General features: G+C 43.0%; 14 protein-coding genes. 7 read left to right on the forward strand and 7 right to left on the reverse strand.

The genetic code is table 11. From position 1 onward, the window contains the following. Positions 1-15 precede the first annotated feature (15 nt). The 5 genes from AC20MK_RS03640 (at position 16) to AC20MK_RS03660 (ending at position 3,717) form a co-directional block, all read left to right on the forward strand. Positions 16-867 (forward strand): DUF63 family protein, encoded by an 852-nt coding sequence (locus tag AC20MK_RS03640; RefSeq protein ID WP_487356636.1) that lies wholly within the window; start codon positions 16-18, stop codon positions 865-867. Then, on the forward strand, positions 831-1,523 hold the full coding sequence (locus tag AC20MK_RS03645; RefSeq protein WP_487356637.1) for a stage II sporulation protein M: 693 nt from the start codon (positions 831-833) through the stop codon (positions 1,521-1,523). Before AC20MK_RS03640 ends, AC20MK_RS03645 begins: the two co-directional genes overlap by 37 nt. Before the next feature lie 106 nt (positions 1,524-1,629). Beyond that, positions 1,630-2,787: a formate--phosphoribosylaminoimidazolecarboxamide ligase family protein gene (locus AC20MK_RS03650; RefSeq protein ID WP_487356638.1), complete on the forward strand. Its 1,158-nt coding sequence runs from the start codon at positions 1,630-1,632 to the stop codon at positions 2,785-2,787. Between the two features lie 220 nt (positions 2,788-3,007). Next, entirely contained in the window at positions 3,008-3,214 is a 207-nt protein-coding gene (locus AC20MK_RS03655; protein ID WP_487356639.1) for a DUF5371 family protein, read from the forward strand. Positions 3,215-3,243: 29 nt separating this feature from the next. Continuing rightward, positions 3,244-3,717 carry a type IV pilin domain-containing protein gene (locus AC20MK_RS03660; protein ID WP_487356640.1) on the forward strand — a complete coding sequence of 158 codons (474 nt, stop codon included), beginning with the start codon at positions 3,244-3,246 and terminating at the stop codon, positions 3,715-3,717. 85 nt (positions 3,718-3,802) lie between these two features. Here the strand turns inward: AC20MK_RS03660 and gatD are convergent, their stop codons facing one another. From gatD to AC20MK_RS03695, 7 genes are all read right to left on the reverse strand, one after another. Next, positions 3,803-5,050, reverse strand: coding sequence for a Glu-tRNA(Gln) amidotransferase subunit GatD (gene gatD, locus AC20MK_RS03665; protein ID WP_487356641.1), 1,248 nt, complete (start codon positions 5,048-5,050; stop codon positions 3,803-3,805). A gap of 31 nt (positions 5,051-5,081) precedes the next feature. Beyond that, a complete protein-coding gene (argH, locus tag AC20MK_RS03670; protein WP_487356642.1) occupies positions 5,082-6,557 on the reverse strand; it encodes an argininosuccinate lyase in 1,476 nt (491 codons plus the stop codon). Between the two features lie 130 nt (positions 6,558-6,687). Next, on the reverse strand, positions 6,688-8,583 hold the full coding sequence (locus AC20MK_RS03675; RefSeq protein ID WP_487356643.1) for a PAS domain-containing sensor histidine kinase: 1,896 nt from the start codon (positions 8,581-8,583) through the stop codon (positions 6,688-6,690). 155 nt (positions 8,584-8,738) lie between these two features. Then, the gene (locus AC20MK_RS03680) at positions 8,739-10,910 is read right to left on the reverse strand and encodes an ATP-binding protein (RefSeq protein WP_487356644.1); all 2,172 of its coding nucleotides are present in this window, start codon (positions 10,908-10,910) and stop codon (positions 8,739-8,741) included. A 201-nt stretch (positions 10,911-11,111) separates the two neighbouring features. Then, on the reverse strand, positions 11,112-11,939 hold the full coding sequence (locus AC20MK_RS03685; protein ID WP_487356645.1) for a metal ABC transporter permease: 828 nt from the start codon (positions 11,937-11,939) through the stop codon (positions 11,112-11,114). A gap of 12 nt (positions 11,940-11,951) precedes the next feature. Continuing rightward, positions 11,952-12,701: a metal ABC transporter ATP-binding protein gene (locus AC20MK_RS03690; protein ID WP_487356646.1), complete on the reverse strand. Its 750-nt coding sequence runs from the start codon at positions 12,699-12,701 to the stop codon at positions 11,952-11,954. A 12-nt stretch (positions 12,702-12,713) separates the two neighbouring features. Next, positions 12,714-13,661: a metal ABC transporter solute-binding protein, Zn/Mn family gene (locus AC20MK_RS03695; protein ID WP_487356647.1), complete on the reverse strand. Its 948-nt coding sequence runs from the start codon at positions 13,659-13,661 to the stop codon at positions 12,714-12,716. A 301-nt stretch (positions 13,662-13,962) separates the two neighbouring features. Here AC20MK_RS03695 and budA point away from each other — a divergent pair, with 301 nt between their 5' ends. Next, positions 13,963-14,790: an acetolactate decarboxylase gene (gene budA / locus AC20MK_RS03700; protein ID WP_487356648.1), complete on the forward strand. Its 828-nt coding sequence runs from the start codon at positions 13,963-13,965 to the stop codon at positions 14,788-14,790. 136 nt (positions 14,791-14,926) lie between these two features. After that, complete coding sequence (locus tag AC20MK_RS03705) at positions 14,927-16,084, forward strand: LL-diaminopimelate aminotransferase (RefSeq protein WP_487356649.1); 1,158 nt, start codon at positions 14,927-14,929, stop codon at positions 16,082-16,084. Positions 16,085-16,093: the final 9 nt, after the last annotated feature.

Raw genomic sequence — 16,093 nt, forward strand, 5'->3', positions numbered from 1 at the left:
CAACAGTGAGAAATAATGTGCCCGTATGTAGATAAGATCTTGGAATTTGTGAACCGTTATTATCTTGACCCTATCTTTCAGGATAGTGGATACAATGTAGTGAATACCCTTACCTGGGCACTGATCCTGGGAATTTGTGTTTTTGCGGTTGCCTGGTTGCTTGAGAAATGGAATGTCGAGGTTGATGACAAGTTTGTCTTTTCCATCATCCCTTTCATACTCGCAGGCTCATCATTAAGGGTGATCGAGGATGCAGGCGTTTTTGAAGCACCTTTGAGCTATCTGTTCATCACTCCCAATATCTATTTCTTTGTGTTCATTGTCACAGTGTTCTGTCTGCTGCTGTCCAGGTTGATCGCTTCTTCGGAAAAGGTCTCTGACTGGAAGCTGCCTTTCGCATTACTTGGTCTCTGCTGGTTCGCAGTTAACATAATAACTCTTCTCATAGTGGAAGATATCACTCGCCCGTTCATTCTTGTTGCCATCGTCTCACTGGGAACGGTCCTTGCAGGGGCTATATATTTTGCTTTTGATAAGGCAGGTGTGTCCTTTGTAAAGGATCGTTTGAACATGATGATCATCTGGTCTCATCTTCTGGATGCCTCGTCTACGTTTATCGGTGTTGATGTCCTTGGGTATTATGAAAAGCACGTTGTCCCTGCTTATCTGATCGATCTGACCGGCACTGCACTTGTCATGTTCCCTTTGAAACTGGCCATCTTCCTTCCGGTGATATATATTATAGACACGCAATTCGATGCCGATGATGAATCAAAGAGATTGAGGACGTTCGTTAAGATGGTGATAATCATCCTTGGGCTTTCACCTGCGTGCAGGAACACTATCAGAATGGCATTCGGGATATGATAATAATGGATGTGAGCAACGATATTTCTGCTGATGCAGGATGCAGGGGAAATACTTGCAATGGTGGTTTCAATGTGCGTGAGTATCTTCGTGGTCTCATGCCGGAAATAGGTATAATTGTGCTCTTGTTCATTATCTCTGTCATTGTCGGCTATGTTCATACGGCAGTTGATCCTTCTTCTTCCACCCTGTCACTTGAAGGGCTGGAAGAACTTGTGGAACTTATCATGAGCCTGAACGCTTTTGAGATAATGCTCTTCATCTTTTTCAACAATGCCATAAAAAGCCTCCTTGCATTCGTATTCGGATTGGGCTTTGGCATTGTTCCCCTGTTGTTCGTGGTCTCGAACGGTTATATCCTTGGCGTGGTCACCTATCTCGAATCAATGGACAATGGTCTTGCTTATGTTGCCATAGCAATTCTTCCGCACGGTGTGATAGAACTGCCCATGATACTTATCTCGGCTGCAATGGGACTAAGGATGGGTTTGCTTGTGTTCAATGCACTGGCTGGTAAGGATGTGGCTCTCAAACAGGAGTTCTTGCAGGGGCTGAATGTTTTTTTCCGTTTCATCGCCCCTTTGCTTTTGGTGGCAGCAGCCATTGAGGCTTTCATAACTCCTTTATTGATCGCATTGTTCACCGGCTTGATCTGATTATTTCTTAATCTTTTAGAATTATGGCCTTTCTCTTGTTGTGGTAAGAATAAGTCTTTTATAACGCATGTTCCATTGTATCACAAAAACCCGGAGAACAAAAAGGATGATCGACAGGAAAGAGATTATTGAGATTGCGGAGAGCTATTATACTGATAACATAAAGATCGGTACAGTTGCTTCTCATTCAGGATTGGATGTATTTGACGGTGCTATCGAGGAAAATTTCGAGACCTTTGCAATATGCCAGGCTGGTCGTGAAAAGACATATACCGAGTACTTCAAGTCACAAAGAGATGCCAATGGCAAGGTTGTGCGCGGTATCGTTGATGATCATGTTGTATATGATAAGTTCAATGAGCTCATGCTGCCAGAGAACCAGCAGAAGCTTGTGGATGACAACGTTCTTTTCATACCCAACAGGTCCTTTACTTCCTACTGTGACATCGATGAGGTCGAGAACGATTTCCGTGTGCCAATGGTCGGAAGCAGGAACATGCTCAGAAGTGAGGAGCGCGGTATGGATCAGGATTATTACTGGCTTCTTGAGAAGGCAGGTCTTCCATTCCCTGAAAGGATAAACGATCCTGAAGATATCGATGAACTTGTAATGGTAAAGCTCCCTCATGCAGTAAAGAAACTTGAGCGTGGGTTCTTCACTGCCGGAACTTACAGTGAATATGTGGAGAAGTCCGACTCCCTTATCAAACAGGGTGTAATTACAAGGGAAGCCCTTGCAGAAGCAAGGATCGAGCGCTATATCATTGGTCCGGTCTTCAATTTTGATATGTTCTATTCTCCTATCGAGGAAGAAATGAACAAGACCGAGATCCTTGGTGTTGACTGGAGGTTCGAGACAAGTCTGGATGGTCATGTCAGGCTTCCTGCACCACAGCAGATGAATCTCGCTGAGCACCAGCTAACTCCTGAGTACACGGTATGTGGTCACAATTCTGCGACACTCCGTGAATCTCTCCTTGAGGAGGTCTTCAAACTTTCAGAAATGTATATCAAGGCATCCAAGGAATTCTATGACCCAGGTGTCATTGGTCCTTTCTGTCTCCAGACCTGCATTGATAAAGATCTGAACTTCCATATCTATGATGTTGCTCCAAGGGTCGGCGGCGGAACGAACGTTCACATGTCCGTTGGTCACCCATACGCCAATACACTATGGCGTAAGCCTATGAGTACCGGAAGGCGTGTTGCCTTTGAGGTACGCCGTGCGATCGAATCCGGTCAGCTAGATAAGATCATAACATGATAGGGATATTTTGAAGCTCCTTGGGAGTTTCTCTTTCTTCTCTTTTTTATTTAATATTATTTTTTATTGATTTTCATTATCGTGAGGATTTTTTATTGACTTTTATATTCAACCTTCTATAATACCGAAACCATTATATATTATATATACGATACTAATTATTATGATGAGTGTGGGGGTGTGTATGTTCACATTACTAAACTGATCAGGAGAAGTTCTCATGAAAATAGTACATGCTCAAACTGTACTTACTGAGGACCAGCTTGAAGAACTCAAGACAAAGTCAAATGAGCCGTCTACAAAGGAAGCTTTGAGCATAGCGGTTCAGCATTATCTTGAGTGTGAGTACACTGAAATGAATGATGAAATGTGGACTCGCAAGCTCGAAAAAGTAGTACAGAAAAAGCAACAAATTGATTCAAATTAATTAGTAAATATCTCTGGAGGGTTAATAATATGTTAAAGATGAATAGAAATGAAGATGCAGTATCTCCGGTCATTGGTGTAATTCTAATGGTCGCGATCACTGTGATCCTTGCTGCTGTAATTGCAGCATTCGTGTTTGGAATGGGAGCACCTGAGACCGCACCGCAGGCAAGCGTTAGAGGAGCCCCGGCTTCAGTGGGTGACGACAATGTTCTCAAGATTGAGCACCAGGGTGGAGACATGGTAACTTTCACTGACGCAAATACACGTGTTACTGTGAACGGTATTGCTGTGGATCTAAGTGTTCTCGATGATGCAAATTCAACATTTGAAGCTGGAGAAACACTTTATATTTACAATGGTAGTAGTGCAAATTACTATCTTGATGGCTTTAACGCATCTGGTTATACTGGTAACCTTGTATCTGCTGGAACAACTGCAAACATCAAGATGGTCGATGTTGCAAGCCAGCAGATGATTGCTGATATGGATGTAAGGTTCTAAAACCTTTAAAGAACATGGCGCATAAATGCGCCAATATCTTTCTTTTTTTAAATTATTATTCTATAAAAAGTTGAAGCGATATCTTTCACTTCAATGTACTATCGGTCATTTCGTGACCAATGTTCGATCTAATTATCTCTTTAACTTCTTCGACATCATCGCTCTGTCCTAAAGCCCACATCAGTTTTACCAATGCGACCTCAGGAAGCATATCTTCACCTTCGATTGCACCTGCTTTTAGAATATCTCTTCCGGTATCATAAACTCTGTCACAGACACGACCGTTCAGGCACTGTGATGTCATTATTACCGGAATTCCACTCTCTGTGGCATGTTTGATGTTCGGGATCCAGTCGGTTGAAACATGTCCCAGCCCTGTTCCTTCTATTACTAGGCCTTTGTACCCTGAATCAATATAGTAGGAAAGAATTTCGGGATCAGCACCTGGAACGAACTTTACAAGGGCACATTTTGCTTCAAGTTTGTTCTTTAGTTCAAGCTTTTGATTGCCGCGCTTTGAAAATGGGAGTATTGTCTCTATCTTGTGGGTCGAATGGTCGATGTAGCCTATCGGGTCCGAGTTAATGGACTGGAATGCATCCCTTCTCGAGGTGTGCATTTTCCTGACCTTTGTTCCGAAATGAATGGCACATCTGTCATCGCAGGTGGTGTCGTGCATGACGACACAGACCTCTGCAATATCGCTGACAGCAACCTTTGTTGCACAGATAGCGTTCATGGCATTATCGCTGCTTGGTCTGTCTGCACTTCTCTGAGAGCCCACAAAGACTATCGGTACAGGGGTCTTCAGCATAAAGGAGAGTGCTGCTGCTGAATACATCATGGTGTCAGTACCATGTGCGATGATTATGCCATCTACACCATTCTTTATCTCTTCGGCTACAGCTCCTGCAAGTTCTGTCCAGTACTCTGCCTTCATATTTTCGGACAATATGTTGTAGAGCACCCTTCCATTGATATCCGCTATCTCGGTCAATTCCGGTATCGCATCAACTATATCGTCAGCGGAGAACTGTGCAGTAACAGCGCCTGTACGGTAGTCGACCTTGCTGGCAATGGTCCCGCCGGTGGAAAGTATGGTAACCTTGGGTAACTTCTTTTGTCCTTTTGCCTTGTTGGGCTTAGCCTTTGGAGCATTTTTAGGTCCTGCTTTCTCGAGAAGCGTGATGTTCGCTCCTTCGGGATCAACTCCTGCATTATAGCCGCTTACCATCTTTACGACAATATGGTCAGTATTCGAAGGCATCACAATGCCTTCATAGGTATTCCCGTCCTTTTCTATCCTTATTCTGTCGCCAAGTTCAAAATCCATTATGATCACTCATCAAAATAATTGTAATATATCACACATCTATGCATTTTTCAACTTCACTAAAGAGATTCTCTATTGCGCTGTCCCTGTCAGCTATAAGGGACTCTAGCATCTCTGTGTCCTTAGCTATTCTTTCTCTTGAGCTTTCTATGAGACGTTCCATAGTGTCCGGAGATGGACCGCCGATGACACTTCTCTTGCTTACATTGAGTATCGGGTCAAGTGCTTCCTTTACCATCTCTTCCGTAAGCCCTCTGGAGCTTAGGCTTTCACCTATGACATTGTGTGCGACCGCATCTATCTCTCCGAGAGTGGGTTCTCCGTTCCCGCGGGCAAGCACGCCTACTATCTGGTGTGCGGTCCTGAATGGTATGTCACATACACGTACCATTGTATCTGCAAGTTCGGTGGCTGTTGTGAACCCTGCGGTTGCAAGGCCTGCCATATTTTCCTTGTTTATGCTCATGGTGGCCATCATGCCGTTCATTATCCTGACCGATGCTCTAGTGGTCTCAAGGGAACGCATGATGTTCGGAGTTGCTTCCTGGAGGTCGCGATTATAGCTTAAAGGCAGTGCTTTACAGATGGCCAAAAGGGACATCAATGAACCTATTGCAGCCCCGCTCTTCCCACGCAGGAGTTCAGCGGTATCGGGGTTCTTCTTCTGTGGCATTATGGATGAAGTGGATGCATATCTATCATCCAGCTCGATGAATGCGAACTCCGAGGTGGACCATATCACTATCTCTTCTGCCATCTTGCTCAGGTTTATCATAAGATTAGCGAAGACCGATGCTGATTCTATGAGGAAATCACGTGAGCTTACTGCATCCATTGAGTTCTCGATCAGACCATCGAAGCCAAGGAGCTTGCATGTCCTCTCCCGGTCGAGATCAAAACCTGTGGACGCAAAGGCAGCTGCGCCAAGGGGGCTCAGGTTCACACGTTTATAGCAGTCCTTCGTTCGTTCGAGATCACGGCCTATGGCATTCGCATGGGCTGTCAGGTGATGGGCGAGCGTAGTTGGTTGTGCATGCTGGAGGTGGGTGAATCCCGGCATAAGTGTATCGAGATTCTCTGACGAGATATCGTTAAGAGTATTTCTTAGTGCGATAAGATCTTCCATGAGCAGTAGAAGCTCATTTCTCAACGTGAGTCGGATACATGTTGCAACCTCATCATTTCGTGAGCGACCGGAATGCATTCTGCCACCTGTATCTTCCCCGACCATATCAATGAGCCTTGATTCAAGTGAAATATGGATATCTTCATAAGTGTGGTCAAGTTTTTCGATACCTTCTTCTTTTATCGTGAGCAAACCTTCCAGTATCTTCTTGCAGTCTTCTGCTTTGATGATCTCTCTCTCTTTGAGCATGATCGTGTGTGCAAGATCAACCAGGATATCTGCTTTGAAAATCCATTTGTCAGCGTTCATCGATGAAGTGAAATTAATTATCTCTTCATCAGGAACAGATGCAAGTCGCCCTCTTCTTAAAATATCGCTCACTTGAATACCTCTAAATTATCTTTAAAATATATGGAATGCACTGATTATGTAGCGTGGTATGCCACAAAACCTTAAAAACGAATCGGTTTCTTAAAATATTCCGTAAACTTAACTAAAAAAAGAATGATGCTTATTTAGGTAACTGGATGTGCATTTCTGTACCTTTGTTCTCTCCTTCGCTCTCCACCCAGATCTTCCCTTTGTGAGCGGTGACTATCTCTTTGCATATATAAAGTCCAAGTCCTGTTCCGCCATATTTGCGGGTCCTTGAAGCATCTATCTGATAGAATCTCTGGAATAGCATAGGGATCATGTCGGGTGGAATTCCAATACCATTGTCCTTTAATACAATGTGTATGAATTCCTCTTCTTCCTCTATGGTAAACTTAAGCAAACCGCCTTCAGGTGTGAACTTAATGGAATTGTCCACTATATTGGTCAGCATGTCGGTGAGCTTATCCCTGTCTCCGTTTATGGTTGGGATGTTATCAGCTATGTCCTTCTCGACAGTTAGTTTCTTATCTTCGATCTGGATCTTAAGGTCCTGTAGTGTCATTTCAATAATTTCTACTATAGAAACCGGTTCGAACGCATATTGAACATTGCCTGACTGTACTCTGCTGATGTAGAGAAGGGAATCAACAAGTCTTTTTAATCGATTTGCATTCCTAAGGACCGTTCTTTCCATTTCCTTTTGCTGCTCGTTCAAAGCTCCAAGTGATTCGTCATAAATGAGTTCGGTATAACCTTTGATGGATGTAAGTGGTGTTTTCAGTTCATGGCTGACATTTGAAAGGAACCTGTCTTTCATCTGGTCGAGGCTCTTTAGCTCCTCATTGGCAGTGGCAAGTTCTTCCGCATATTTTTTCAATGCCTCTTCTGATTCTATACGGATCGTGATATCTTCAATGACTCCGATCCCACCAAGGATGCTGCCATCTTCTGCGATGTTCGGGCTATAATCTGCTTTGATGGGTGTGACCTTTTGGCTTAGCGCTGATACGTATTTACCTTCATAATGTCCTGTCTTTCTTGCAAATACCTGTTTAACAGCGTCCTTCATTTTTTGGTCTTTGATGCCTCTCAACATATTCAATCCAATGATCTTATCCTTTGAAGCGCCCATTATCTTTACAATATTGTCGTTACAATGAGTTATTGTTCCATCTTTATCGAAAGTGAAGATGCCAAGCGGGGAGTTCTCGAATATTAATCTGAACTTTTTCTCAGTCTCCAATAATGTCTGTTCCGCCAGTTTTCTATCAGTGACATCGATCAATATTCCCTGGTAGTAAGATGGTCTCCCATCTTCATCAGATACCAGTAAAGACCTTTCGGCGACCCATCTTGTTTCTCCTGCTCGGGTCAGTATCCTATATTCCTTTGAGAAGAATTGACGACCTTCAATTTCAAGTCTTGTAACATCATTACGCACAAAATCAAGGTCTTCAGGGTGTACTATATCACCAAATATCAGATTCCCTGAAGTAAAATCCTCCGGCGTGTATCCGAACTGCGTAATGTTATCGGAGACAAATTCCACTGGCCAGTCCTTTTCAGCTGTCCAGAGAAAAGCAACTACCGGACTGTTCTTGTATATCTCTTCAAGTTTCTTCTTTGAAGTTATCATGTCCTTGAAGGTCTTTTCCCGGATATTTTGTTCTGATACACTTTCCACGGTGCAGATGAGCCCTGTATATTTATCAGAACCGTTGAGCATTGGAATTATATGCCCACTAAGGAGGTTGAGATTTCCTTCAGGTGTAAGGAATGAAAGGGAGTGGTATCGGGTGGGTTTTAGTTTGTCTTTTACCTGTAGGGAAAGCTCAGTAAAATGTGTTTCGTCACCAACGCATAGTTGTGCAACTTCTATGAAATCCTTAATATCTTTACCGATCATCCTTTCTTCTGAAATTCCGGTAATGTCTTCCATTCCTTTACTAAAGTAAATGAATTTGTTATTTGCATCAACGGCCCATATCCCTTTGTACAGATTACTAAGCATTTTGTCAAGTACATTTTTCATTTATGGTACCCCCACACCGTTCTTTTTTACAACAACCAATCTCCAAGGGCTCGATACTAGCCACATTGGAGGTTCTAAATATGTTTGTAAAATCACGTATCTACAATAAGTCCCATATTTAACATTGGGCTGCTCAAATTAATAAGTTTTGGCAGTTATTCGGAGGACCCTTCGGATAATTTGTTCAACCTGATCCAAAAAACAGTGCCATGGCCTTCAGGATTGTCCCTTATCCCCACCTCTCCTTTGTGCAATTCGATGGCTCTTTTGACAATGGCAAGTCCAAGTCCGGACCCTTTCACACCGGACTTATTAACACGTTCGAAACGTTCGAATACCGTCTTTTTATATGCGTTATCAATGCCTTCACCAAAGTCAGTGATCGTGATCTCGGTGTGGTCATTGTTCTCTTTTATCCCGATAATGACCCTTGTTCTTTCAGGGCTGTATTTGATAGCGTTCGAGATAATGTTCGTGAACACGGTTTCAATGATATTGTTGGCAAGAACGAAATACTCTCTATCTTCGATAAACTCTATTTCTATCTCTTTATCAGCTGCTTGGTTTGCCAATATATCTATGGAATTATTGATCACTTCTACTATTTCCAGTGACTCAAGTTCGAGATTCTCCGAACTCTCAAGTTTTGCAAATTGCGAAGCCGATTGGATCATTTCGATAAGTTGGTAATTGCTCTTCCAGATCTTATTGAGGTATAGTTCCGTTTTCTCGTCATTCTCTATCATTAAGAGCAATTCTGTGTAACCTTTAACGACTCCTGCCGGGTTAAGCAGGTCATGTCGCAGAATGTCTGTGAACATATCTTTTAGCTCATTGGAATGCTCAAGCTTCTTTGTATATTCCTTAAGCTCTTGTTCTGTTATCTGTTGGTCAACGCTTGCTTGCTGGAGAGAATGTCGGGTTTGTTCAATACCGTCTGTCAGAAGTTTGAGGTCACCATGACCGTGTACACGCAGATCACGGGAAAAATCCTTTTCTTTCATTGCGGATAGGACTTGATTCGAATCGTTGATGATAAGGTCGAGCACTTTTGCGAACACATTCATGGAATCTGCCAGTTTTCTAAATTCTCCTGTATATTCCCCTTCAAAACGTGTTTTAAGATCCCCTTTGGAGAGCTGTTCAGTAACCCTTATAGTCTCTTCAACAGGTGCCATTACTCCATCGAGAATATGGTTAAGGCCTTCCGGTATTTTCCTGAAGTCCTCATCGATATCAGTGTTTGCACGGATGTTAAGTTTTCCTTCTGCAGCAGAATCTGCCATGTCCTTGAAATCATTCACAATATCATCTATTGATGCTGTTACCGAACGTGATGCCACATATGCTGCCAGTCCCATGAAGAAAACAGATAATATTCCAATTCCTATGAGCTTGTCCCTTAAAGCAAAAGTTCCGGCCAGCATTTCGTCTCTTGGGACTACAAGGAACAATCCGTAGTTTTTAGATTCTACAGGTTCATAGAAAACAACCACTTCTTTTCCTGTCACCGGGTCGATGGTATTTATGTGGCCGCTTTTTTTATATTTGATATCATCTGCAGCCTTTGTAAGTTCTTCATTGTTATAATCATAGATCGTTTTATGCCCGATCCAGTCTTTGTTATACGGTTGTGAAAGTATTGCACCTGAACTACCGGTCATGATGGCATATCCGGTGTCGAATGCTTTGATCTGGCTCACTACCTCATCGACATATTTCAGTGAGACATCTACACCAGCCACGCCCAGAAATTCATCATCCTTTATGATGGGTGCTACATAACTTACTATGAATAGATCCTCATAGTGATAAGGGTCAGTAATGAACTTTTCATTGAATACTTTTGGTTTGATATAATAATCCAATGTTTGATAGCCCTCAAGCGGTTCTAATGCTATTTCCCCTTCGATCTTGTTCCAGAATGGTATGAAACGTCCAGATGCATCATGTCCTTCGGTATTGATGAATTCGCTGTCCCTGCCATCAAAAGCATTAGGTTCATATGCCACATAAGTTCCAAGCAGGTGAGGATTGTCTTCAAGTATCCTGTGCAGCATCCGGTTCACTTCGTCCCTGTCTGATGAATTATATTCGCTCATACTGGAACTAATGGCACGTGCAATCGCCATATCGGAGCGCATATCTCCATCGAACTTGTTTGCATAGCCTTTTGTGATCTCAATGGATTGCTGGTTTGCAAGCTCTTCCTGCACTGATATTTGGGTAGTTATAGTAATGGTAGTTGCTAAGATCATTACTAAAAGCACCCCTGTTACAGCAGAAAGTACAAGTTTTGATCTAAGTGATACCTGCGTCCAGTTCATGTGACTCCGGCTTTAAATGGCAGGTTATCGAATATTAACGTTTCTAAACAGATGTTATATTTAATTAGATTAATATCGATTGCACTTAATTATATTAGCTCTAAAAATAACGATTTTTATCATATTTCTATGAAACTAGTGTTAAAAAATGCAAATGATGATCACTCATCATTTATGTGTGATGCAATTAACTTGAAAGCTTTATGCATCAAATGGCTTTTCCGAAATAGTTCTCCATTTTTTGATAATGATGTGGAGCAAGTAAAAAGAGGACATCACAAGGATAATTGTCGCACCTGAGGCTATGTCAAAGTAATAGGACAGCATGAGACCGATTATAGTAAAAGCGGTGCCGAATGAGATCGACAGTACCATCATTTTCCTCATGTCATCTGTAAATTCCCTGCTCAATGCAGCAGGAATTGTCAAAAGAGCAATTACAAGTATAAGTCCCACCACGCGTATCATCACTACGACTGTAAGTGCAATGAGGCAAAGCAAAAGCAGGTATAGCTTTTCAACAGGTATTCCTGCAACGGTGGAAAAGTCCTCATCATAGCACAATGCCATGAACTCTTTGTACAGTACATATACCACCAGAATGATAATGGCATCCAGTGCCAGCATCATCGTGATGTCTGACTGTGGTACTGTAAGTATATTCCCGAAAAGGTATGTCATTAGATCAGGTGCATATCCCGGGGTCAGGCCTATGAAGATAATACCTATGGCCATACCCATTGACCAGAGTATTCCTATGATCGTATCTTCTGCAACATCTGTACGTTTGCTGAAAGTGCCTATTGTAAGTGCAGAAAGCAGGCTAAAGGGCAACACTCCCATTATGGGGTTTATCCCGAGAAAATAGCTGATGCCTATTCCGCCAAAAGATGCGTGTGCAATTCCTCCGCTGATGAGTGCTATCCTTTTTACAACGACATATACTCCGATTATTCCGCATGCGATACTTGCAAGAATGCCTGCTGTGATGGCATTGATCATAAATTCATATTGTAATATTTCCAGCACTTCGATCCCTCATCAGTGTTTATGCAATACCCTGTGCGGTACGCCATGGGCTATCAATTCCACAGGACAGCCGTAAGCCTGCTCGATGTCTTCAGGGATGAGTTCCTTTGAGCCGTGATAATGCAGTGTCCCATTAAGGCATGCTATCTTGTTCACTAGTACGGAAATGGCACTGATGTCATGTGAGACCATTACGATCGTGACCCTGGACCTGAGCTTCTTAAGCAGTTCATAGAATTCCATTTGCATCATGGTATCGATGCCTGTGGCCGGTTCATCCAGAATAAGCACTTTTGGTTCGCTCACAAGGGCGCGTGCTATGAAGACCCGTTGTCTCTGACCTCCGGAGAGTTCTCCTATCTGGCGATCAGCATATTCGAGCATTTCCACGGTCTCAAGGGCCTTCTCGGTTGCAGCATGGTCTTCTTTTGTGTATTTTCGGAACAATCCTTTATTTCCCATTCGTCCCATAAGAACAACTTCTCTGACATTTATTGGGAAATCGAGGTTCGAAGGGTTGTACTGGGGTACATAACCGATCAGGTGGCGTGCTTTCTCGGGGGTTGTGCCGAGTACTTCCACAGTTCCTCTCTGTGGTTTTATCAATCCCAGAATGACCTTCAATAGTGTGCTTTTCCCGCCACCGTTAGGTCCTATTATTCCAAGGAAATCCCCCTCTTCGATGGAAAGGTTCACTTCTTCCAGCACTGTAAGGTCCTTATATTTTAACCATACATCTTTAACATCGATCACTTTACTCATGAGAACACCTCATCATATGGTCAGACCTTCTGAAAATGCTTCGGTTATTATCTCTAGGTTCCCCACATAGTCCTTTGCAAGAGGGTCAACAACCACTACTTTTCCATCTATTGCAGAAGCGATGGTCTCGGCACTCTGTTTGCTGAACTGTGCTTGTACAAAGATTGTCCTGATGTTCTTTTCCTTTGCCTTATCGATGACCCTTTGCATATCCTGGGGGCTTGGTTCCTTTCCCTCGTTCTCGATAGTTATCATGTCGAGTCCGTATTCTGCTGCAAAATAACCCCACGATGGATGGTATGTCATGAAGCTTCTCTCTTCCCCTTCCATCAGTTTCTCCCTTATCATTGCATCAGCTTCATCGAGCTCTGTAAGGTAGTTCTCTTTGTTCTTCAGATAGGTGTCCTTGTTCTCAGGGTCTATCTCTATCAGACCAAGATAGGTGTTCTCTACCATGATCTTAGCATTGAGGGGGGATGTCCAGATGTGGGGATCTGATCCTTCATGGGCATGACCTTCATCTTCCTGGAAGTTCTCATCAATATCTTCCAAATGGGTGTTCTCTTCCTCATCATGTTCTTCCGTTTCAATTTCAATGATGTCGATCCCCTTTGAACAATCAACAATAAGCATATCTTCGTTAATTCCTTCTATCTTCCCAAGCCACACTTGTTCGAAAGGCAATTCCGATCCAACTATGAAATAAGCCCTTGCTTTTGTAAGTTCTCTTAGCTGCCCCGGGCTTGGCTCATGGGTTGCAGGGCTGGCACCTGGCGGTATCATGAGTATGGTATCAACATTATCTCCCGCTATCTTCTCTACAAATTCCTGCTGCGGAAGGATGCTAACGGCAACGATAATTCTGTCATCCTCTGATGCTCCCTCTCCGTTATCTATACATCCAGCTGCTGATAATGTAGCTATCAACATTATTAGTGTGAGGATTTTTATCGTTCTCATAAGTGCTCTGCCACCCTTTTTAAAAGATCCTGCTATATTTTGATCCGAATATTTTTATAGCATATTTTCGGAACACTATTTTTGGTACGATGCCAAATTTAATGTTCTGTCCGAATTTCAATGATGTTTATTTTTAAATCGTTTATATAATTAATAGGTCTAACATAAATTGGTGATATATTTTATTTAATAATTTTGCTCGATGCCAACTTTTATATCTGGAAATAAAGAATAGAAATATTTAATACTATCATTTATATTCTTATTCAGTATTTATTATGGTTGTTCGGGAGATATACAAATGATTAAAAGGACCTTATTGATGCTATCTATAATTCTATTGACATGTTCTCTTCTGTTCTCCGGATGTGTGGGACAGAATGGCAATGAGCTCAATACCATTCATACCGGCATGCAAAATGATGTGCTCTATCAGGTATCTACCATCGATGCCCTACTTGAGGGTCTTTATGATGGTGAGGTAACGATCAAAGAGCTAAAAGAAAAAGGCGATACCGGCCTTGGGACCTTTAATACACTCGATGGTGAGATGATAGTGATAGATGGTGAGGTCTATCAGATAAGGACCGATGGTCTGGCGTATATGGCAGATGATACCCTGCTCACACCCTTTGCAGCGGTCACCGGGTTTGCAGCCGATGAGGTCATTGTTATGCAAGATACGGTGAATTCTTCAGAGGTCGCTTTTGTGCTGGAACAGGCATTTCCTTCTAAGAATATCATGTATGCCATTAGAATAGATGGCAATTTCAGTTCGATGAAGGTTCGCAGTGTTCCCGCACAGGATAAACCCTATCCTTTACTTGTGGATGTGGTTGCAAGTGAACAGGCAGTGTTCGAACATGAGGATGTGGAAGGCAGCATCGTAGGCTTCTGGCTTCCTTATTATGTAGAGGGCATGAACGTCCCCGGATATCATTTCCATTTTATCGATTCAGAACGTACCGAAGGTGGACACGTTCTTGATTATACGCTTATCAATGGTACTGTGAGCATAGACTCCACATCAGGCTTTGAACTTATGCTTCCAAATGATGCTGATTTTCTTTCTGCTGATCTTCTAAGGGACAAAGGGGGAGAACTGGGCGTTGTGGAAAAGGATGACTGAGATGCCGATATATCTGCCGACCTCCTATCAATCTATAAACACTGATAATTTCCATCTCACCCATGATTCTTAAATAGGTTTGTAGCAATAATGCGCTAAAAACGGAGATTATTATCCTATTTAAAAAGGTGAATATATGTACGCAGATAGAATCAATGCCCTACCCCCTTATTTATTCGCAACTATAGATGAAGCCAAAGCTGCTGTAAAGGCAAAAGGCGTCGATGTGATCGACCTTGGTGTCGGTGACCCTGACATGCCTACTCCTGAACACATCGTTGAGTCAATGTGTGAAGCGGTCAGAGACCCTGCAACCCACAGATATCCTTCATACACCGGTATGATCGAGTTCAGGGAAGCTGTGGCAAACTGGTGCAAGGACACACGAGGTCTTGAGCTTGATGCTGCAACGGAGACACTGACACTTATAGGTTCAAAGGAAGGTGTCGCACACATTCCTCTTGCTTTTGTCAACCCTGGTGACGTGGCATTGATCCCTGATCCCGGATACCCTGTTTACAAGATCGGAACCCAGTTCGCAGGCGGAGAACCGCACATCATGCCTCTTGTTGAGGAGAATGGCTTCCTTCCTGACTTTGACGCAATTCCTGCAGACAAGCTTGCAAAGGCAAAGCTCATGTTCCTGAACTATCCGAATAACCCCACATCCGCTACTGCTGATGTGAAGTTCTTCAAAGAGGTCGTTGAGTTCGCAAAGAACAACGACATCATCGTTGTTCACGACAACGCATATTCAGAAATGGTCTATGATGATTACACCGCACCAAGCTTCCTCAGTGTTGATGGGGCAATGGATGTCGGCATGGAACTTTATTCCATGTCCAAGACCTACAACATGACCGGATGGAGACTTGCATTCGCTGTTGGTAACAAGGACCTCATAAAAGGCTTTGGAAAGGTAAAATCCAACATCGATTCCGGTGCTTTCGATGCAGTTCAGAGGGCAGGCATCACCGCAGTCTCAAGCTCACAGCAGTGTGTTGCTGATATGAACAGCATCTATCAGAAGAGGCGTGATGCACTTCTTAAAGGTCTCAGGGGCATTGGTCTTGATGCAAAGGCACCAAAAGCAACATTCTACATGTGGGTTCCTACCCCTGACGGATATGATTCCATGGGATTCTCAAAGCTCTTGCTCGAAGAGTCCGGTATTGTTGCGACTCCTGGTGTTGGCTTTGGTGAATACGGAGAAGGCTACATAAGGTTCGCTCTTACCCAGTCTGTAGAGCGTATCGAAGAAGCTGTGGCAAGAATGGACAAGCTGACCATCTAAGGTCATGCA

The sequence above is a fragment of the Methanococcoides sp. DA23 genome (assembly GCF_057593895.1).